The sequence below is a fragment of the Actinotignum timonense genome (genome assembly GCF_030216305.1).
Classification (GTDB): Bacteria; Actinomycetota; Actinomycetes; order Actinomycetales; family Actinomycetaceae; genus Actinotignum; species Actinotignum timonense_A.
The window spans coordinates 119,699-140,595 of sequence record NZ_JASOKT010000002.1 but is presented as its reverse complement, the minus strand read 5'-3'; the positions used below and the strand labels follow the sequence as shown (position 1 = coordinate 140,595).

Genomic DNA, 20,897 nt, shown 5'->3' with positions numbered 1-20,897 from the left:
CTCCCCGGCGCCGTCGCCCGCGCTACCTGGGCACGGCCGCGCGGGCACGTGCCTGAACCCTCCTAGGAGAGGGTTGCGTACATAACGGCCTTAATGGTGTGCATGCGGTTCTCGGCTTCGTCGAAGACGCGCGAGCGCGGACCTTCGAAGACCCGGTCTTCCACTTCCATTTCCGTCACCCCGAACTTCTTGGCGATTTCCGCGCCGATGGTGGTGTTGGTGTCGTGGAAGGAGGGCAGGCAGTGCATGAAGATCGCTTCCGGATCGGCCTTGTCCACGAGTTCCTGGGTGACGCGGTAGGCTTCCAGCTCCGCGATACGCGAGGCCCACACTTCATCCGGTTCGCCCATGGAAACCCAAATATCGGTGTAGAGCACGTGGGCGCCGGTGGCGGCCGCCGCGGCATCTTCGGTGAGGGTCACGCTGCCGCCGGATTCCGCGGCGAGTTCCTTGCAGGTATCGACCAGCCACTCTTCGGGCATGCGATCCTTCGGGCCGCAGGCCACGAAGTTGAGGCCCAGCTTGGAGCAGACCACCATAAGCGAGTTCGCCACGTTATTGCGCGCATCGCCGAAGAACACAAACTTCTTGCCCTTGATGCCGTCCTCGAAGTTCTCCTGGACGGTGAGGATATCGGCGAGCATCTGGGTGGGGTGGAAGAGGTCGGTCAGGCCGTTCCATACCGGCACCCCGGCCTTGGCGCCCATTTCTTCCACGAGTTCCTGGGAGAAACCGCGGTATTCGATGCCGTCGTACATGCGGCCCAGCACCCGGGCGGTATCCTCAATGGATTCCTTCTTGCCCATCTGTGAGCTGCCCGGATCCAGGTAGGTCACGCCCATGCCCAGGTCCATGCCGGCCACTTCGAAGGAGCAGCGGGTGCGGGTGGAGGTCTTTTCGAAGAGCAGCACAATATTCTTGCCTTCGAGGTAGCGGTGCGGGGTGCCGCTGAGCTTGAGTTCCTTGAACTGCGCGGACAGACGCAGCAGGTAGCGGATTTCATCGGGCGTAAAATCGAGCAGCTTGAGGAAGTTGCGTCCGCGGATATTGACAGCCATTGTCGTTCCTTTCCTAGCGCGGTCCGTGGTCCCGTTCGGGCAGACCGGCCAGCGGTAACGGGGTCTTCTTTGGCCCCTGGGATCACTGTTGGCTGTCCAACCCGTACCCGCCTCGCGGCGAGAGGATCATGTCCCGGCCCCGGTTCCCCGGGGGTTGTTTTTACTGTGCATGATCCAGGTCACGCGCGCTAGGAAAATCCGGGTGGAGCGCGGGTGGAACGTGGTTTAGCTCCGTTTTTCAGGCCCTAAACCCCACTAAACCCGCGTATTTCCGCGCTTTATTCGCCCTGCTCGAGGGCGGCGCGGTAGAGCTCATTCGTGCGTAAACCGGTGCGCGCGGCCACGAAAGCGGCGGCATCTTTGCGGCGCAGACCGAGCTGACACAGTTCGGCGACGTCGCCCACGGCCCGCGCACGCACCTGCTCTTCCCTTTCGGCCGCGCTACTTCCTGTTACGACGACGACGATCTCTCCCAGGGCCCCTTCGCTGAACCGCTGCGCGAGTTCGACCAGGGGCCCGCGCACGATTTCCTCGTGCGTCTTGGTGAGCTCCCGGCAGACCGCCGCTTCGCGCCCGGGGCCGAAGGCGGTAACGAAATTGGCGAGGGTGGCCCCCAGGCGGCGCGGGGATTCGAAGAAAATCATGGTGCGTTCTTCGCTTCGCAGTGCCGCGAGCGCGGCGGCCTGTTCCCCGGCTTTACGCGGGAGGAATCCTTCGAAGGTGAAACGGTCAGTGGGCAGGCCGGAGGCGACCAGCGCGGTGAGCGGGGCGGAAGGGCCGGGGACCACGGTCACGGGAATACCGGCTGCGCGGGCCCGTACCACCAGGCGGAAGCCGGGATCGGACACGGAGGGCATACCCGCATCGCTGACCATGAGGACGCGCGCGCCAGAACGTGCCAGGTCAATAAGGTGGGCGCCGCGTTCGGCTTCATTATGTTCGTAATAGGAGAGCACCTGGGCGCTCACCTCAATATCGAGGCGGGCGGCGAGCTGGTAAAAACGCCGGGTATCTTCCGCGGCCACGGTATCGGCCCGCGCGATTTCGGCGCGCAGGCGCGGCGAGGCATCGGCGTCATTTCCAATGGGGGTGGCGGCAAGAACAATTCCCGCGTGCTGGCTTTCGTTCTGACCGGGGCGGTGCCCCTCGTGCTGTCCGGCATCCTGACCTGTGCTCATTCTGCTATTCTGCCACGCGCTCCGGTGCCGCGGCCGTGCGCCCACGGCGCCGGGCCGGAACGCAACACACGCGTGCGGCACCGGCCGCCACGGCCAGCGCCACCACGCGGGCGCACAGTTATCGATAGAATCCGCACGTGAGCGAAAAACTAAGCGAACCCATCGGGCGCCTCCCCCGCGAGTGCGCGGAGCGCTACGAAGACGAGCTGCGCGGCCGGCTCGGGCTGGCCCCGCGCGGATTAGAGTGGCTCACCCGCGGGGAAAAACGCCTGGGGTGGTGGATCACGGGAGCGGTCACGCTTATCGCCGCCCTCACGCGTTTCTTCCGCCTGGGATTCCCCGACCGCCTCATGTTTGACGAAACCTACTACGTCAAGGGCGCGAATTCGTTGCTGCGCCTGGGCTACGAGGTGGATTGGCAGGGCGGCACGGAATTCGACGCCGCTTTCGCCGCCGGCGACTTCTCCCACACTTCACCGGCCGGGGACTACGTGGTTCATCCCCCGCTCGGGAAATGGATCATGGCGGTAGGCCAAGCACTTTTCGGGGAAACCTCCCCCGTCGGCTGGCGTTTTATGGTGGCGCTGGCCGGTACCCTCGCGGTGGCGCTCCTGGTTCGCGTCGCCCTGCGCCTCTTCCTCAATCCGTGGCTGGCCGGAGTGGCCGGCATCGCGATGGCCCTGGACGGCATGGGCATCACCCTCTCTCGCATCGGAATCCTCGATAACCTCCTCGCTTTCTTTGTACTGGCCGGATTCTGGACGCTGCTGCGCGACCGCGATTGGACCCGGGAGCGCCTGGCCCACCGGGTGGCTTTTGGGCCGGTGCGCGCGGACGGCCGCCCGGCCGCCTGGGGCCCGCGGGTCTGGTGGCGCCCCTGGATGCTGGCCACCGGAGTATTCCTGGGGCTGGCCTGCGGGGTTAAATGGTCCGGTATTTACGCCGTGGCGGTTTTCGGTCTGGTGGCCTTCTTCTGGGGCATGGCGGCCCGCCACGCGGTGGGCCTGCGCCTGTGGGTAGGCGCGGCGGTTTTCCAGGAAGGAATTCCGGCTTTCGTGCATCTGGTTCCCACCGCTGCCGCCACCTATGTAGCTTCGTGGTTCTCCTGGTTCCGCGATAGCCGTTCCTGGGGGCACGGCTGGGCGGCGGGCGTGCGCGAGAGCACCCCGGAGGCCCTCCCCTTCCCCTGGCTCCCCAATTCCTTCAACGATTTGGCGCACTACCACAGCCAAATGTGGGATTTCCACAACGGGCTCTCCACCCCGCACACCTACCAATCCTCGGTCTGGCAGTGGTTCGTGCAATGGCGCCCGGTCTCGTTCTGGTGGCCCACCTCCGAAGAAATGGCCGGCCAATGTCCGAGCGGCGAGCGCTGCGTCCAAGCGGTCACCTCGGTGGGCAACCCGGTGGTGTGGTGGCTGGCGCTCCTCGCCCTGGTGGTGGTGCTCTGGGTGGCTTTCACCCGTTTCGACTGGCGCGCCTGGGCAATCCTCAGCGGCTACCTCGCCATGGCCGCGCCGTGGTCGCTGTACATGGACCGCACTATTTTCCAGTTCTACGCCGTTGCTTTCCTTCCCTTCGTGGCCCTCGCCCTCACCTACGGCCTCGGCTATATCACCGGCGCGCTGGGCGCCCCGCACGCGCGCGGGAACGGGAGCGTGCGTGCTGATAGGTACGACGACGCAGCCTGGGGCCACGCGGACTTTATCCGCGATGAGCCTCCTGGTGTATGCGCCTATCCCGTGCGCTGGTGGCGGTGCCGGATTAGCCGCCGCACGCTCGCGGCGTGCGGCGCCGTCGTCGTTCTTATTATTCTGGCGGCGCTGTTCTGGTACCCGATCTGGACCGGGCAAACGGTTTCCTATGAGTTTTGGCGCCTGCATATGTGGCTGCCGTCGTGGATTTAGCGCGGCGGGCAATGCTCGCATTTTCGGACAACGTTCAGAAACTTTCCAGAATCGGCGGGCATGCTACCCGGTGTGACCGGACCACCGCGGCAGCCGTGGCGGCGGCTAGGTGCGGAGTGAGGAAAGGACGTTTCACATGACAGACGAGTGGCGTAATGACTCGGGCGATCCGAGCGCGCAAGCTGGCGGGACCCAACCGGGTGGCACGCAGGCAGGCGGCACGCAATCGAATAGCTACACGAATGCGTATCACTACCCCAGCGCCCCCTCCGCCGGGCACGCTTCCACCGCGGGCAGCGCCTCGGCCGCGGCTAGCAGCTCAAACGCGAGCGGCACCCCGGGCGCGAGCAGCGGTGCCGCGCACTACGGGTACGCTTCCGCGCAGCCGCCCTATCCGGGCAGCTCAGCAGGGAACGGCTCAGGCGGGTACTCGGGAGGTTATTCCGGAAGCTATCCGGGCTCGTACCAGAGCGCTTCGCAAGGCTCCTATCAGAGCGCATTTCCCGGGGCGTATCAGGGTGGGTACCAGGGCTCCTACCAGCAACCTGGCTACGGGTACGGCTATGGCCCCCAATTCGGGGCCGCGCCGGCGCCGGTCAAGCGGCGTTCGAAGGGTACCACCGCCATTCTCGTCATTATCGGAATGGTAGTCGCGCTGCTCGTGGGTACCGGGGTAGGGTATTTCGGCCTGGCTCCGGAACCGCAAGCGAGCTCCCCTTCCGTCAAGGATCCTTTTAGCTTCCAATATAACGACGGCCTGACCGCCCCGAATGACGGACGCCAGCAGGGCGGAGCGGAACCGTATATGCCGATTCCGCGGGATTTCCCCACCCAGCTGCCCGGCGGTAACCACGGCGCGGACGGGCCTATTGACCGCGGTGAAAAGGTAAGCCCGGCGGGCGTGGCCATTATTAATGCGCGGATGGGCTCCGGCATGGGGGCTGGCAGCGGGATTGTGCTGACCGCCGACGGCCAGGTGCTCACGAATTACCACGTGGTGATGGGATCGGATGCCATCCAGGTGGAGATTCCCGCGGCTGGGAAAACCTACGCGGCCAGTGTTATTGGGCATGACGAGAAGCGCGACGTCGCCCTATTGCAACTCAAGGACGCCTCCGGGCTCACCCCGGCAAAAATTGCTAGCACCCCCGCCAAGCAGGGCGATAAGGTCAGCGCCGTGGGCAACGGGCGCGGGCAGGGCTATCTCACCGAGATTAAAGGTGAGGTAACCGGGCTGGGTATGGACGTGCGGGTGGCCACCGAGGACGGCCTGAGCTTTGACACCCTCAAGAATATGATCGTCACCGATGCCGATGTGGTCCCCGGATACTCGGGCGGGCCCATGATGAACGCCCAGGGTGAAGTGGTGGGGATGAATAGTGCCGCGTCGCAGGGCACCACCTCCGCGCAGGTGTACGGTTTCGCGATTCCCATCGAGCGGGCGCTGTCCATTGTGGAGCAGATTCGCGCCGGGAAGAGCGACGATAATGTGACCGTGGGCAAGAATGCGGCCCTCGGGATTACCGTGGGGCTCAGCGAGCAGGGCGGGGTGACCGTGCTGGCCGTCGGCCCGAATTCCGGGGCGGCCAAGGCCGGCGTCAAGGAAGGGGATACGATTCTCAGCCTGGATGGCCAATCGGTTTCCAGCCCGGCGCAGGTGGCTAAGCAGGTGCGCACCCACAAGGTCGGGGACACCATTACCCTGGAGATTTCGCGCGGCGGCGGTACCCCGCAAACCATCGAGGTGACGTTGGGCGAATCGCCGGTGAACTAGCGGGAGGTGGCGCGGCCGGTATACCGGAACTGATACCGGGACGGGGCCGCACTCCGCATAAAACTGGACCACCGCGCGCCGCTGGAATCTCGCGGCTAAATACCAGAAGGGGACCTGAACAGCTTCTGCTGCGCAGGTCCCCTTCGGTGTTCCACAGGGAGCGGCGTGCCGCTCCGGTACTTCAAGGCGCGGGGATCATTAGGCCCGCTGCCCTGGAGACTTTACTTCGAGGCGAGGCGGGCGCCTTCCACGAGCGTCTCGAGCTTCGCCCAGGCGATGGACGGGTAGATGCGCCCACCCAGCCCGCAATCGGTGGAGGCGATCACGCGCTCGGGGCCCACCAGCGAGGTGAAATGCTCGATGCGCTGGGCCACCAGCTCGGGGTGTTCCACCACGTTCGTGGAGTGGGAAACAACGCCCGGGATAAGAACCTTGTCATCCGGGAGGGTGATATCTTCCCAAATCTTCCATTCGTGGGCGTGGCGCGCATTGCCCGCTTCAAAGGTCAGGCCCTGTGCCTTCACCTTCAAACACAGGTCCACGATGTCGCGGAAGGGAATATCGGTGGTGTGCGGGCCGTGCCACGAACCCCAGCACACGTGCAGGCGCACGAGTTCCGGATCGATGCCTTCCAGCGCGTAGTTGATCGCTTCAATACGGCGAGCCACCCAGGTGCGGTAATCGGCAACCGCCGGTTCCGGATTGACCTGGTCCCAGCCTTCAGCCAGCGAGGGATCGTCAATCTGGACGGTCAGGCCGGCATCGGTGATGATCTTGTATTCCTCGTGGAGGGCATCGGCCATCGCGGTGAGGACTTCATCTTCCGACTTGTAATACGTATTGGAAATACGCGCCGCCGACCCAGGAGACAGCGCCGCGATGAACCCGGAAGAAGCATCAAGCCCGTTGGCCTTGAGTGCCTTGAGAGTAAGGTCGACGTCGCGCTGAGTTTGTTCGGCACCGATGTAGGTCACGGGGCCGGTGATGGTGGGCATGGCCACTTCCTGGCGCTTAGCCTGGTGGATTCCCGATTCCGGATCCGTGTAGGCATCCTTGAACCGCTGCCAATCCCGGCGCTGGTCGAAGGGAACGAGCTCGACCGCTCCCCCGCCCGCGGTGGCCGCCGCGTGGAATTCGTTATCCGTGAATTCCAGCCCGCCCAAGCGCGAGAAGGAGTACCACCACCAGGAACCGTAATTGGTTACTTCGGTCATGACGTGACCGTATTCGCCGTCGTTAATAATATCGAGGCCGATGTCCTTCTGGCGTGCAACAACGCCAGCAACTTCGGCGTCGAGCTTTTCTTTGAATTCAGCTTCGCTAATCTGGCCGTTCTGGTGCGCTTCGTTGGTAGCGCGCAGCGAATCGGTACGCGGGAGGGAGCCGACGTGGGTGGTCTTGATCTTCGTCATATTAATATCCTTTATGCTGGGTGTGGTGATGGAGATCGGTCCGACTCAGCGTATCCCATCAACGATACGACGCCGCAGCGGCGGGTGCTCAGTGAGACGTAACGGACCGGGGCGAGATGTCCTCGCGCGCGGAATCGCCCGAAGGCCAAGTGGAATCCGCGCTAGCCCAGCATTCGCATTCGGGCGGCGGGCATCGTCATGGCAGAGCGAGGATCAGTGAGAACCATGGTGCATCCTTTCCGTCCGAATCGGGGCGCCGGGGCCGTGCCGCCGGCAGTGTTACCAGGTGATGCCCCGTGTGGGCATCCACCTCCAGTAGCCTAGAGGGAATTATTAAGCCACGTCAAACTATTGACCACTATATGAGATGAGGGTTATAGGTTGGGCTATAAGGCCAGGTGCTTCAGCAGCTCGATGCACATAACAGGCCCGGCTTACAGAACCGGCCGGACACGCGGTACCTGCCAGGTATACAGAATCTGCTAGAGATACAGAATGGGCCCGGGTAAAAACCCGGACCCATTCAGCGTGAAACGATGAAACAGTTGAGGATGAATTACCTAGTGGCAACCAGCCTCGGAACTGTTGTTAGTGCCAGAGGCAGGTTCGCTTAGGCAAACTTGCGGTAGGCAACGAAGGCACCACCGGCCAGCAGGAGCAGAGCAGCTCCACCGGCAGCCGCACCGGCGTCAACACCGGAGTTGGCCAGCTTCTTACCTTCGGCCTTCTTGGCTTCCTTCTTGGGGTCAGCCTTCTTTTCAGCCTTGGGATCAGCCTTCTTATCGGCGTCCTTCTTCGGCTCAGCCTTCGGGTCAGCCTTAGGATCGACCTTCTTGTCGCCGTCCTTCTTCGGGTCAACCTTGGGGGTTTGGCCCTTCAGAGCATCAAGAGCCTTCTGGGCGGCATCCAGTTCGGCAACGGCCTTGTCGTAGGCACCCTGAAGCGCCTCAACACCCGGGAAAGCATCAAGGGCTTCTTCAGCGTAGCTGAGGGTACCCTTCTGAATGTCGATGTAACCCTGGATGTCAGCGATATCCGTCTTGATATCTTCCACCGCGCGGAGACCGGCAACGCCAGCCTGTGCGGTGTTCATAGCCGTCTTAGCATCGGCCATAGCCTTCTGGAGAACCTCATCGTTCGGGTTGGCTTCGAAAGCCACGCGAGCCTTGTTGTAATTCTCCTGGGCGGTAGCCAAAGCCGCGTAGGCAGCCTCAGCCTTCTTAAGTTCCTTGGGAAGTTCAGCCTTAGCGACCTCAAGTTCGGTCAGCTTGGCCTTCGCGTTCGAGACGGCGATCTCGAGCTTCTCAAGCTTTTCGGAAGCGGCCTTCAGCTCAGCTTCCGCGGCAGTAACCTTCGCCTTGGCGTCGGCCACAGCCTTTTCAGCCGCCGTGGTATCGGCAGCGGTCACCTGGGGTGCATCAGGCGCGGCAGGAGCAGCGTAAGCTACACCCCCCCCGCGGCGAGCATCACACCAAAGGTAGCGCCAGCCACAATCTTCTTCAACTGCATGTCTACTCCTATAAACGTATGTCCATGGCATGCCTACCTCAGAAGAGCCCTTTTACCGACCGATCCCATTCGCCAGCCGTGCACTCCACTGAGCACCTGCCACAACAGTCACAATACTTTATTGCGCTCTATTAATATACGGGAACGATGAGATTTCCGAAACTCTGTGACCATCGTCACTATCGGCAGTTTAGCTTCAAATTCCGCGCCAAATTAACACGTACTTTTTATTGAAGAAATGTAAGTTACCAGGTAGAAGTGCATGCGGGCGAATTAATATACCCCGTTTCCCACAATCCATCCGAATGGCACCAGCTGTTAATCATGTGTCTATAGTGACAATTGGTGTCTGTACCACTCCGCAAGCGCGTCATGTTTCACTATGCACGGCGGCGGGCACCACCTACTCACCGGAAAGGCTCCACCGCTCCGGCCAAGCATCTCACGGGCGGGCAGCTCTCACCCTCACCCTTTCCATCACGCGCCCATAATTCCCCACCCGCGCACTCAAGGCGATAAGCTCAAGGCGCTATAAGCACATTCCTCACATATCGGGAAAGACCTCTATGTCCACGAATTCCACGCCGGCACCCGCCGGAACTCCAACACCCGGCACGCCCACGGCACCCGGCACACCCACGTCCAGCTCACCGGCACCCGCCGGCACACCAGCACCGGGTACCCACACCAAGCATCACGCTGCCCACCTGCACCGCGACCTCCACAATCGCCATATCCAGATGATCGCGCTGGGCGGGGCCATCGGCACGGGCCTCTTCTACGGCTCGGCTTCCTCCATCAGCCTGGCCGGCCCGGCGATCCTCTTCGTCTACCTCATTGGCGGTTGCACGATCTACCTTGTTATGCGCGCCCTGGGTGAGATGAGCGTGCACGAGCCGGTCCCCGGCGCCTTCTCCCACTACGCCTACAAATATTGGAGCCCGCGCGCCGGCTTCATCTCGGGTTGGAATTACTGGTTTAACTACATTTTCGTGGCGATGTCGGAGCTGTCCGTCGTCGGCCTGTATATCAACTACTGGTTCCCGGCGGTCCCCACCTGGCTCACCGCGGCCTTCTGCCTGGTGTTCATCACGGCGGTCAACCTACTCGGGGTGCGCGCCTTCGGCGAATTCGAATTCTGGTTCGCGCTGGTCAAAGTGGTGGCGATTATCGGCATGATCGTGCTGGGAATCCTGGTGCTCGTCGTCGGGCTCCAAGAACCCCACCAGGTTCCGCCCGGAACCTCCTTCGCCGAGCTGGTTTTCCCCAATGGCCTGAAGGGGGCGACTTTTGCTTTCGTCGTCGTTATGTTTAGTTTTGGCGGCATTGAGCTTATCGGCATCACCGCCGGGGAGGCGGACGACCCGCGCCGGTCCATCCCGCGCGCCATCAACCTGGTGATTCAGCGCATCCTCATTTTTTACGTGCTCTCGCTCGCCATCATCATGGCGGTCATCCCGTGGCGCTCCATCGACGGGCACGCCAGCCCCTTCGTCCAGATTTTCGATTCGGTAGGGATCACCTTCGCGGCCCATATCCTCAATTTCGTGGTGCTCACCGCGGCGCTCTCCGTCTACAATTCCGGCCTGTATTCCAATGGCCGCATGCTGTATTCCTTGGCGCAACAAGGAAATGCGCCGCGGATTTTCGCCACGCTTTCGCGCGCGGGCACGCCGTACGTGGGAATTTTGACGTCCTCGGCCGTGACGGTGGTGGCGGTCATTGTAGTCTTCGCGTTCCCGAATTTCGCTTTCGGGTACCTGCTTTCCATCGCCCTCATCGCCGGGATTATCAACTGGACGATGGTCATGATCACGCAGCTGAAATTCCGCGCCGCACTCGGCCCGGAACGCGTGGCGGGCCTTAGCTACAAACTCCCCGGTGGCCTCGCCTCGAGCATTTTCGTGCTGGTGGCGCTGGCGGCCTGCGTGGTCCTCATGCTGTTCCAAGACGCCTACCGCGTGGCCGTTTTCGTTGGCCCAGCCTGGCTGCTGCTCCTCACCATCGCCTACCAGGTGAAAGTTTCGCGTGAGAAGCGCCATGCGCGCGCGTAATTATTATTAAAGTACGACGACGACCGGGCCGGGATGTGAGCATCCCGGCCCGGTGCATCTGGCCCACGGGAGATTGGGCCACCCGCGGCTGCTTGGGCCGCGGGCGATCAGGGCTTAGAATTCGCCGTCGATGGGCGAATTGGCCACCACCTTGATATTGACGAATTCGTGAATACCCAGGTCGATGAGTTCGTGGCCGTAGCCGGAGTTCTTCACGCCGCCGAAGGGAATATCCGCCGCGACCGCGGTGGGATGGTTGAGGTAGACCATTCCGGTATCCAGCCGCGCGGCTACCTTCTTGCCGCGTTCCAGATCCTCGGTAAAGACCGAGCCGCCCAGGCCGTAGGGCGAATCATTAGCGAGGGTAATCACCTCTTCTTCGTCCTTGACCCGGTAAATCTGGGAGACCGGCCCGAAGAATTCCGTATAGCGGCACTTCGCGCCCTCGGGGATTTCCGTGAGGATAGTGGGCTGGAAGAAGTTGCCGTGCTCGGGTAGCTCAATTCCGGCTTCTTCGGCCTTGGCGCCCTCAGCGATAGCTTCCTCGAGCTGCTTGGCCAGATCACGCTTTGCTGCCGCGGAGGAGAGCGGCGCCAGGGTGGTTTCCCGATCCATCGGGTCCCCGGCCTTGAGCTGCTTGACGCCTTCCCGGTACTTCTCCAGGAATTCGTCGTACACGGAATCCACCACGATCATGCGCTTGGATGAGCAGCACACCTGCCCGGCATTCCAATGCCGGCCGGTCACCGCCCAGGCGACCGTCTTATCGATATCGGCATCCTCGAGCACGATAAAAGCATCGGCCCCACCCAGTTCCAGCGTGGACTTCTTAATGTACTTGCCGGCCAGCTGCGCGATAGCCGCCCCGGCTACTTCCGAGCCGGTGAGCGCCACTCCGCGCACCCGCGGATCGGCCAGCACAATTTCCGACTGGTCATGCGAGAGGTAGAGATTCTGGAAGCAGCCTTCGGGCAGGCCCGCTTCGCGGAAGATCTCCACGAAGGCAGCGGCCGATTCCGGAACGATGGATGCGTGCTTGAGAATGAGGGTATTGCCCGCGAAAAGCTGTGGGGCAGCCACGCGGACAATCTGGTAGTATGGGAAGTTCCACGGTTCCACCATGAAGAGCACCCCGAGCGGCTGGAAGAGCAGCTGCACGGAATCCTTCCCGTATTTATCCGAGGGGAGCGTGCGGGTGGCCAGATACTTTTCGCCATTGCGCACGTAGTCTTCAAACATCGCGATGCAGATATCGACTTCCGCTTCCGCTTCCCCGATCACCTTGCCCATTTCCTTGGTGATAATCGAGGCGTATTCGGTGCGGCGTTCGCGCAGCAGGTCGGCAGCCTTCTGAAGCACCTGCGCGCGCTGTTCATACGATGTTTCCCGCCACGCCAGGAAGGCGTTATGGGCAACGTCTACTGCCTTCTTGACTTCCTCATCCGTGGCAGTGGGATATTCCTTGAGTATTTCACCGGTGTACGGACTGACTGTCTTGTACGCCATTGTTCGACCTCCGCGTATCGGTGCGAGCAGACCCGCGGCCCGCCCGCGTAGTGGATATATTCGATGGACTTCCCGGCGTATCCCGCGCGCCTCGCCCCCCTTGCACGAGCAGCGCAGATACAGGGACTTAGGGCCGGGTAGAGAGGCGACGGCGCTTCGCTACCCGCGGGAAGAGAGCATATATACGGTTATGGGCGGAACGCGGAATCTCCCGCATTCCTACCTATCACTCTACCTATTTTTGGACACATGTGAGGGGTTTCATATCTCTGGGTGAACATGGGAAAGCCTTGGGACCCCTGTCCCGGTGCTGCGTCGTCGTTCCACTGCGCACGCGCTACAACGTGCCCGCCATGCCCGCCGCCGGGGCGCGGCCCCTACACTAGGGGTATGAGTAATACTTTCCCCCAGGGGGCAGACGTGCCCTCGGAACGCTCCTCGAATCCGCCCGAGCCCAACGGCACTCCCGCGCCTATGCCCGCACCGGCGCCAATGCCAACGCCGGCGCCCGCGGTTCGCACCACTCCGCCGCTGGCGGCTCCGCTCGGCGTGCTGGCCGGGTCCATTATCGGTTTTATTGGTACGGCGCTGCATTTCTGGACTCTGCATATGAGCGCCGGCACCCAGTCGGAAGATTTCGGCGTCAAGCTGTGGGAAACCGATACCAAGTCGGTGGCCATTTTCATCACCATCGGGCTGGCCCTGGGCGCGATTGGCGCTTTCGTGGGGCTGGTGCGCCAGGCGCCCGCCGCCGTGCGGAAAACGTGGTCTTCGGGTGGCATCGTCGGCGCCGTTATCGTGGGGATTTACCTGGTCATTAATATCAAACCCTCGGATGCGGATACCATCATTGCTTACGGGCAGGCCCAGGGCGTGGATGTGGATATTGCTCCCGGTATTGGCTACTACCTGCTCGCGGTGGCCGCGGTGCTCATGTTGGGCTTCGGCATCTGGCAAATCGCCAAAACTCCGGCCACGGTAGCCAGCCCCGCGCAGCCCGGAACCGGTGCCGGCGCCGCCGCGCAGGCACCTTTCGCCGGCCAGAGCCCGCAGTTCCCGCCGCAGGATCCCGTTTTCCCGCCGGCACCGCCCGCTGCGCCAGCAGCGGCGTCGTCGCCCGAAAATACGGACCGCGCAGAAAGCGCAGCGCCCGCGGAAACGCAGCTCGTGCAAGAACCGCGCGAGGGCGAAGAACCGCAACAGCCCCGCGAAGGTGAAGACCCGCAAGCACCGCAGGCCCCGCACAACTAGCGAAGCTGACGGCTACAGGCCCAGCTCGAAGAGGTCGTTGAGCACGGTGAGCACGCCTTCTTCCGCATTGGAGGGCGCCACGTAGCGGGCGGCCGCCACCACATCGGGCTGGGCATTCGCCATGGCGAAGCTGAAGCGGGCGTGCTCGAACATGGGGATGTCATTATTGAAATCCCCGAAGCACAGGGTTTGCGCCGGGCTGATGCCCAGGCTGGCCTGGAGACCGGCCAGGCCGGTGCCTTTCGTGGCGGCGGAGGGATTCACATCCGTCCACAGTTCGCCGCTGCGCACCACATCCACGCCCGGCCCGAGGGTTTCCAGCAGCGGAATCACGCGCCGGAGCGGGTCGGCGAAACTGAGCACCCCAATTTTGTAAATCCCCTCGGTATGGGGCATGAGGTCAGGGACGATCGCATTCGCGTGGTAGTAGGCGAGGGTTTCGTCCAGGAACGCGCTGTCGCGGCGTTCGGCGTAAGCCTTCTCACCGCAGAGCACCGTGCCCACATCCTCCCCGGACGCGCTGAGCTCGCGCACGATCTCCACCACCCGCGCGCTGGTTTCCCGCGGCAGGGTGGTGGTGGCCAGCGGCTCGCCGTCCCGGCGCACATTCGCCCCGTTCTCCGCGATAATCGGCATGCCTTCCACGTGGGCGGAAAACATATCCGCGAGGGTCTGGTACTGCCGCCCGGAGGCCGGGCAGAAAATAATGCCACGCTCGCGCAGGCGCGCCACCAGCTCATCGCCGCGTTCCGGGAAAATCTTCCCCGGCAGGAGGAAGGTGCCATCCATATCAACGACGACGAGTTTCACGCTGGCGGCGGCCTCACGCAGGAGGCTCAGATCGGTGGGGGCGGGCTCGGTAGGTGCGGGAGGCACGAAAAAACCTTTCTGGGTAGTACTGGGGTCAAGCGCCGTGCTTAGTTTTCCGTGGCGGGTACGCGGCGAAAAAGCCCGCGGCACCCGCTCCGGTTGCTTAGTTTTCCGTGGCCGCGGCGTCCGCTCCAGCACCGCTAGCGGCGCCAACACCGGCCAGCGCCACCACATCCGCGCGGCTGGCCGTATAGCCTTGCGCCCCGGAGGCCCCGGTGGCGATAGCGCCAAGCGCCGTGCCCCACCGGGCCGCGGTAGCCAGGGATTCACCCACCGCCAGTGCGGCCGCAAAAGCCCCCACAAAAGCATCGCCCGCGCCGGTGGTATCCACAACATCCACGTGGTGGGCGGGTAGCGCATCGGCCTTGACATCAGCATCGGGCAGGTAGGCGTCAATATACTGGCAGCCGTGGCTTCCCAGCGTCACCACGATGGAACCGCCGTAACGCAGATGGAGCTGCTGGGCGCGGTCGGTCACCTTGGTTCCCAAGATGGTATCCGCCTCGGTTTCATTGACGATGAGCACGTCCACATTCTCCAGTAGGTGACCCACCGGGGCGGCCGGGGCGGCATTGAGCACCGTGGTGGCCCCGCGTTTCTTCGCCTCCGCCAGGGCGGCCGCCACCGCGGGTTCGGGAATTTCCAGCTGGCAGACCACAATATCCCCCGCCTGCACCGCGGCGAGGCGCTCCACCACATTCTCCGGGGTATTCGCGGCGTTCGCACCGGCCACCACCACGATGGCATTTTCGCCATCCGCATCGGATTGGATCATGGCCTGCCCGGTGGGTTCACTCACCCGCAGCACGGCAGTCATATCAAGATTTTCTTCCGCGGCGAGCTCCGTGGCAACGGCATCCCCCACCGCATCGCGCCCGAGGGCGGCCACCATCGTAACGGGAATTCCCATGCGGGCCGCGGCAACCGCCTGGTTGAGGCCCTTCCCGCCCAGCGCGGTGTGGGAGCTGAGCGCGGAAATTGTTTCTCCCGGCTCCACAAAATTCTCCACCTTGAGGAAAGTATCGGAATTCATGCTTCCAACAACGAAAATGCGTGCCATGGATACACCCCGTTCTATTTAGGCTCGTGCGCGGGCGACGGCGCCAATCGCGCGGCTCATCACCCTAATACTACCCGGAGCCGCTCCGGTTCCGGGCGCGCTCACCCAAAGGTGGTACGACGACGCGCGCGGCGCGCAGCGCCGCGCGGGGAACCCACCCCCTGCCCACTAAGCGCAATGCGTGGCGATGTACTCGCGCACCGCTTCCGGACCGGCGGGAACCTGGGTTGCACGCTGCGGGAGGGCGAGCAGCCCGGCCAGGCGTTCCTCCAGGCCATCGGCCACATCCCCGACCGCTTCACGCACGGTATGCGCGAATTTCTCCGGGCGGGCGGTTTCCATGGCGAGCACCGTGACCGCGCCGTCGCTCAGGCGGCGGGCCACCGTGACCGCGTCCGCGGTATGTGGGTCAATGAGAATCCCGCTGGTCCGGTAGGTCCATTCGATAGCAGCCAGGCGGTCCGCATGGTGGGATGAGGAGGCCGCGAAACCGAATGTCTCCCCGAATTCCGGCAGATAATCGCGCATATCTAACGTCCCGGTGGCGCTCAGCTGCGCCCAGGCGGCCGGGAAATCCTCCCCCAGCACCTGCCAGATGAACCGCTCCACATTGGAGGCCTTGGAAATATCCATGGAGGGGCTGGAGGTGGCGAAGGTGTGCTCGCGCGAGCGCGGGGTATAGCGCCCGGTGGTGAAGAATTCTTCCAGCACATTATTTTCGTTGGTGGCCAACAGCAGGCGGCGGATGGGCAGGCCCATGCAGCGGGCCAGGTGACCGGCGTAAATATTGCCAAAGTTACCCGAGGGCACACAGAAATCCACCTGGCTGGCCCCGGCCCCTTCCCCGCCGGCCCCACCGGGAGCGGGAGGGGCGGCCGCGCCAGCGGCGGCGTCGTCGTTCAAAGCCTGCGAAAAAGTGCCATCGGTATAACGCAACCACGCCCAGAAGTAGTAGACGATCTGCGCGGCGATCCGCCCGAAGTTGATGGAATTGACCGCGCCGATGCGGTAGCGGGTTTTGAAATCGATATCCGAGCTGAGGGTTTTGACGATATCTTGGCAGTCGTCGAAAACGCCATCGACGACGAGGTTGTGGATATTGGCGTCCTGGAGGGAATACATTTGGGCGCGCTGCACCGCGGACATGCGCCCGCGCGGGGAGAGCATAACCACCTGCACGCCCGGCTGGCCGCGGAAGGCGTATTCCGCCGAGGAGCCAGTATCCCCCGAGGTGGCGCCCAGGATGGTGAGTTCGCGCCCGGTGGCGGCCAGCACGTAGGGAATGGCCTGGCCCAGGAATTGCATGGCGAGATCCTTGAAGGCCATGGTGGGGCCTTCGGATAGGCCCACCAGCACGAGGGTGTTATCCACGCGGCGCAGCGGCACCCCGCCCGGGAAATTCTGCGGGCTATAGGCGGCCGCGGTGAGGCGCGCGAGGTCCGCGGTGGGAATATCGGTGGCGTACAGGCCAATAATCGCGGCGGCCAGCTCCGGGTAGCTCAGGGTGCGCCAGGCTTCGAGCTGGGCAGCATCCACCTGCGGGATGCTGGCGGGCACCACCAAGCCGCCGTCCGGGGCCAGGCCGTCGAGCAGAATATCGGTAAAAGAAGCCGGTTCCATCCCGGAACGCGTGGAGATGAACTGCATGCTCGCCTTTCGCTGAGGGTGGGCGCGGGGAAGAAGGCCGCTCTCCCATCATAGTGGCTCCCGGCGCGCAGAGCCTCGCGAACGGCTCTTCACATTCTCTTCACGAAGCCTCCAGGAAGTCTCCAGTAAGCTGAGAAAAGCTACTACCTATCAGAAATTTTCCCGAAGACATGAAAGGTACCCGGTAGTGACCTTAGCTGGACGCGCGTGGCGTTACGTCGCCCGAAAACATATCCGTACCCTGCTTCTTTTCGTCATTATCACAGTGGTGGTGACCGTGCTGGTTTCGGCCGGGGCGGTGCGCACAGCCTCAGCCGCCGCGGGCCGCGACGCGGAACGCACCCTGGGCTCCGGTTTCGTGCTGGAGAACTCCCCCTATAACTCCGGCACCCCGCGCGGGGGCGGCACGGTCAAACCCGCGGACGTGGAGCGAATCGCCGCCCTGCCCGGGGTGGATCGCTACACCGCGCGCCAGGATGTGACCGCGGATCTGGTGGGTGCCAAGGTGGCTCGGCTGGATCGCCAGGAATATGACGCCAAGCGCGAGGCGCAGCTCGGCAACGCGGTGAGCGTGCGCGGGGTGAGTTCCAGCGCTGATGAAACGAATATTCGCAGCGGCACCCTCGAGCTGGTGGCCGGGCGGCATATTACCCGCGAAGATAAAAATAAGGCGATTATTCACGAGGATTTGGCGCGGCTCAACGGCCTGACCGTGGGCTCGAAACTCACCCTGCGCGGAAACCCCTACGATTACGACAATACGAAGAAATCCACCGCGGAAGTCACCGTGGAAATCGTGGGGCTGGTGCGCGGGGATAATCCGCAGCCGGCCGCGCGCCGCCTCGAACTTTTCGCCAACGCGGTCTACACGGACCTCGCCACCACCCGCACGCTCTACGCCTACACCCCGGAAACCGAGATCTACCAAGACACCACCTTCTTCGTGGCCGACGGCACCGATAGCGAAACGGTCATGAAGGAGGCGCGCGGCCTGCCCATCGATTGGCGTAACTATCAGCTCACCCGCACCTCCCAGCTGCTCACCGGGATTACCGGCGCGGTGGCCGGGGTACAGAGCGTCATGACCGGCGCGATTATTACGACGGCGCTCCTTGCCCTCGCGCTTCTTAGCCTGGTTCTGGTGCTCTGGCTGCGCGAACGCCGCCGCGAAACTGGCGTGCTGCTCGCTATCGGCACCTCGAAAGCGAAGATTCTGGGCCAGTACCTGGTGGAGCTGCTCTTTATTACTATTCCGGCGGCGGCGTGCGGGGTGGCGCTCAGCACCGTGGTCGCCCAGCGGGTGGGGACCAGTGTGCTGGCCTCAGTGAAGAAATCCGGGATGGAGGAGCTCACCTCGCAGGCCCCGCTCGGGGGCGGGGTGGATGTCACCACGGCCACCCGAACCTTGGATGATCTTGCGGTCCAGTTGAGTGCGGGTACGACGACGCTCGCTCTGGCCCTCACCCTCGCCGTGCTTATCGGGGCAACCGTGCTGGCGGCTCTTCCCATGCTGCGCACCTCCCCGCGCAAGCTGCTGGTGAGTGCGGCATGAGTGGGGTAACTCCCGAAAGTGGGCACGTGGGTGACGGTGCGCTAGTGGGCGATGGTGCGCGAGTGCGCGATAGCGAGCCACAGGGGACTCAGCTCCCCGCACCCATGAGCGCAGCGAGCCGCGCCGGGCTCGCGCTGCGGCGCCGCCCGGTTCGCAACATCCTGCTTTTCGTGGTTATTAGCGTGATTTTTACGGCGCTGGTGGCGCAGGCAGGAGTGCGCGGGGCCATGGGACAGCTGCGCACTGCTATTGACGCCCAGGTGGGAGCCGGGTTCGTGGCGAGCGCGCCGGCTACTTCGGCAGATGGTTCGGCCGAAACTTCGCCTGCTGGTTCGCCGGGCAATGCGGGTGATGCGGTCCCAAGCGATAGCCCACATACCACCCCCCGCGATAATCCGCTGACCCAAGCCGCGCCCACCCTGAGTCCGGCCCAGGCCAGCCAGCTCGCGGCGCTGCCTGGAGTGGCGAGCACTGCCACCGAGCAAGATATTCTGGCCACTCCGGTAGGTGCTACAGCGGTGGCGACCGCGGGCGGGGTGCAGCTGGATGCCGGAGTCATGGGCGCGGTGACGGTGACCGCGAGCTCGGATCCGGCGCGTTTCCCGGCTTTCGCGGCCAAGCTTTACCGGCTCACGTCCGGACAGATGAACAGCAGCGCGAAACCGGGCGCCCTCATCCACCGCGATTTCGCCGAGGCGAATAGCTTGCGGCTTGGCGATGAGCTACGGCTACGCGGCCCGGCCGGCGAGGTCACCCGCCAGGTCACCGGGATTTTCGACGGCACCACCCCGAATCCTTCCGGGTTGCCGGCAAACGCAGCCGCGAATCGCATCCTCGTGGATAGCGCGGCCGGCCGTGAGCTCAGCGGGGACGCGGGTGCCACCCGGGTGCGGTGTTTCACCGCGAGCGCGAGCGAGTTACCCGCCAGCCTGGCCGCGGCCCGCGCCACGCTCCCCGATCTCAGCTACGAGCACAATGCCGCGAGTTTCACCGGGGTGCTGCGCGCGGTGGATAGCGTGGAGGGGCTGCTGAGTGCGCTGCTCAGCGGTGCCTGCGCTGCCGGCGTGGTGATTGCCGCGGCGGTGTTGGCCCTGTGGGTGCGTGGGCGTATGCGGGAAATTGGGGTGCTGCTCTCGCTCGGGCAGCGGCGCCGCGTGATTGCCGGCGGTTTCGCGCTTGAGTTGGGCGCGCTGGCGCTGGCTGGCGGCGTCGTCGCTATTCTTGCGGGGCGCCAGCTTACCGCGCTCGTCGGGCGGGCCGTTGTGGACGGTGCGGCACCGGGCGCGCTGGCCGGGTTGCCGCCGGTGGCGGTGAGCGGCGCGGATATTGCGTGGGCGCTGGGTGTTGGCGCCGGGATTCTTGCCGTGGCGCTGGCTATTGCGCTGTTTCCGATTTTGCGCCGGTCTCCCCGGCAGATTCTTTCGTCACTGAGTTAGGAAAAGATTATGAATGTTATGGAACTTGATCACGTGAGTTACAGCTACCCGGGTAGCGGCGCGAAGGTGCTGACCGATGTGTGCGCGGGTTTCGAGCCGGGTACGGTTACGGCGCTGCTGGGAGCTTCGGGTGCCGGGAAATCGACGCTGTTGAGTTTGCTGGCGGGTTTGGATACGCCCACGAAGGGCGCGGTGCTTTTTGAGGGCGTGGATATTGCGACGACGGGCTACGCCCATCACCGCCGCGCCCATATTTCGCTGGTGTTCCAGAATTACAATCTCATTGATTACTTGACGCCGCTGGAGAATGTGCGGTTGGTGGATCGGCGGGCGGATAGTTCCGTGCTGCTGGAGCTGGGGTTGAGTGAGGATGAGATTCACCGCAATGTGCTGCGGCTTTCTGGTGGGCAGCAGCAGCGGGTGGCGATTGCGCGGGCGCTGGCCTCACCCGCGCCGGTGATTCTTGCGGACGAGCCGACGGGGAACCTTGATGAGGACACCGCGCGCGGCGTGGTCCAGATTTTGCACGACGCCGCACATCTGCACGGCAAGTGCGTCATTCTTGTCACGCACTCCGCGGATATTGCCCGCGGCGCGGATCGCGTTCTCACGCTCTCCCACCGGCGCCTCACCGAGCGTACGGCTGCACGCTAAGCAGGCGGGATGCGGGCGGGGAGCGGCCA

Annotated in this window: 15 protein-coding genes; 7 read left to right on the top strand and 8 right to left on the bottom strand. The window is 63.7% G+C overall.

All coding sequences use genetic code 11. The features are described 5' to 3' along the window. Nucleotides 1–62: 62 nt before the first annotated feature. Together argF and rsmI are read right to left on the bottom strand one after the other, a co-directional pair. Entirely contained in the window at nucleotides 63–1,058 is a 996-nt protein-coding gene (argF, locus tag QP305_RS02330; RefSeq protein WP_284903730.1) for an ornithine carbamoyltransferase, read from the bottom strand. A gap of 278 nt (nucleotides 1,059–1,336) precedes the next feature. Then, nucleotides 1,337–2,236, bottom strand: coding sequence for a 16S rRNA (cytidine(1402)-2'-O)-methyltransferase (gene rsmI / locus QP305_RS02325; RefSeq protein ID WP_284903728.1), 900 nt, complete (start codon nucleotides 2,234–2,236; stop codon nucleotides 1,337–1,339). 137 nt (nucleotides 2,237–2,373) lie between these two features. Here rsmI and QP305_RS02320 point away from each other — a divergent pair, with 137 nt between their 5' ends. Both QP305_RS02320 and QP305_RS02315 read left to right on the top strand, forming a co-directional pair. Next, entirely contained in the window at nucleotides 2,374–4,143 is a 1,770-nt protein-coding gene (locus tag QP305_RS02320; RefSeq protein WP_284903726.1) for a dolichyl-phosphate-mannose--protein mannosyltransferase, read from the top strand. Nucleotides 4,144–4,279: 136 nt separating this feature from the next. Next, nucleotides 4,280–5,917 carry a S1C family serine protease gene (locus QP305_RS02315; protein ID WP_284903723.1) on the top strand — a complete coding sequence of 546 codons (1,638 nt, stop codon included), beginning with the start codon at nucleotides 4,280–4,282 and terminating at the stop codon, nucleotides 5,915–5,917. A gap of 221 nt (nucleotides 5,918–6,138) precedes the next feature. On the opposite strand, the gene QP305_RS02310 is transcribed toward QP305_RS02315, so the two are convergent. Both QP305_RS02310 and QP305_RS02305 read right to left on the bottom strand, forming a co-directional pair. Then, a complete protein-coding gene (locus QP305_RS02310; protein ID WP_284903721.1) occupies nucleotides 6,139–7,329 on the bottom strand; it encodes a cobalamin-independent methionine synthase II family protein in 1,191 nt (396 codons plus the stop codon). A gap of 610 nt (nucleotides 7,330–7,939) precedes the next feature. Next, nucleotides 7,940–8,737: a hypothetical protein gene (locus QP305_RS02305; protein WP_284903718.1), complete on the bottom strand. Its 798-nt coding sequence runs from the start codon at nucleotides 8,735–8,737 to the stop codon at nucleotides 7,940–7,942. A 667-nt stretch (nucleotides 8,738–9,404) separates the two neighbouring features. On the opposite strand from QP305_RS02305, the gene QP305_RS02300 reads away from it, so the two are divergent. Continuing rightward, nucleotides 9,405–10,892 (top strand): amino acid permease, encoded by a 1,488-nt coding sequence (locus tag QP305_RS02300; RefSeq protein ID WP_284903717.1) that lies wholly within the window; start codon nucleotides 9,405–9,407, stop codon nucleotides 10,890–10,892. A 114-nt stretch (nucleotides 10,893–11,006) separates the two neighbouring features. On the opposite strand, the gene QP305_RS02295 is transcribed toward QP305_RS02300, so the two are convergent. Then, on the bottom strand, nucleotides 11,007–12,398 hold the full coding sequence (locus QP305_RS02295) for an NAD-dependent succinate-semialdehyde dehydrogenase (RefSeq protein WP_284903714.1): 1,392 nt from the start codon (nucleotides 12,396–12,398) through the stop codon (nucleotides 11,007–11,009). A gap of 390 nt (nucleotides 12,399–12,788) precedes the next feature. Here QP305_RS02295 and QP305_RS02290 point away from each other — a divergent pair, with 390 nt between their 5' ends. Continuing rightward, complete coding sequence (locus tag QP305_RS02290) at nucleotides 12,789–13,649, top strand: hypothetical protein (RefSeq protein WP_284903712.1); 861 nt, start codon at nucleotides 12,789–12,791, stop codon at nucleotides 13,647–13,649. Nucleotides 13,650–13,661: 12 nt separating this feature from the next. Here the strand turns inward: QP305_RS02290 and QP305_RS02285 are convergent, their stop codons facing one another. The 3 genes from QP305_RS02285 to QP305_RS02275 form a co-directional block, all read right to left on the bottom strand. After that, on the bottom strand, nucleotides 13,662–14,525 hold the full coding sequence (locus tag QP305_RS02285) for a Cof-type HAD-IIB family hydrolase (RefSeq protein ID WP_284903710.1): 864 nt from the start codon (nucleotides 14,523–14,525) through the stop codon (nucleotides 13,662–13,664). A 97-nt stretch (nucleotides 14,526–14,622) separates the two neighbouring features. Further along, nucleotides 14,623–15,579 carry a ribokinase gene (locus QP305_RS02280; RefSeq protein WP_284903709.1) on the bottom strand — a complete coding sequence of 319 codons (957 nt, stop codon included), beginning with the start codon at nucleotides 15,577–15,579 and terminating at the stop codon, nucleotides 14,623–14,625. A gap of 168 nt (nucleotides 15,580–15,747) precedes the next feature. After that, nucleotides 15,748–17,226, bottom strand: a complete 1,479-nt coding sequence (locus QP305_RS02275) for a threonine synthase (RefSeq protein WP_284903707.1) — start codon at nucleotides 17,224–17,226, stop codon at nucleotides 15,748–15,750. Nucleotides 17,227–17,413: 187 nt separating this feature from the next. Between QP305_RS02275 and QP305_RS02270 the strand changes: the two genes are divergently transcribed. Genes QP305_RS02270 through QP305_RS02260 form a run of 3 tightly spaced genes read left to right on the top strand, consistent with a single transcriptional unit; the run spans nucleotide 17,414 to nucleotide 20,868 of the window. After that, complete coding sequence (locus QP305_RS02270) at nucleotides 17,414–18,778, top strand: ABC transporter permease (protein ID WP_284903706.1); 1,365 nt, start codon at nucleotides 17,414–17,416, stop codon at nucleotides 18,776–18,778. Further along, nucleotides 18,775–20,214: an FtsX-like permease family protein gene (locus QP305_RS02265; protein WP_284903704.1), complete on the top strand. Its 1,440-nt coding sequence runs from the start codon at nucleotides 18,775–18,777 to the stop codon at nucleotides 20,212–20,214. The genes QP305_RS02270 and QP305_RS02265 overlap by 4 nt, the downstream gene beginning before the upstream one ends. Before the next feature lie 9 nt (nucleotides 20,215–20,223). Then, nucleotides 20,224–20,868, top strand: a complete 645-nt coding sequence (locus tag QP305_RS02260) for an ABC transporter ATP-binding protein (RefSeq protein ID WP_284903702.1) — start codon at nucleotides 20,224–20,226, stop codon at nucleotides 20,866–20,868. Nucleotides 20,869–20,897 lie beyond the last annotated feature (29 nt).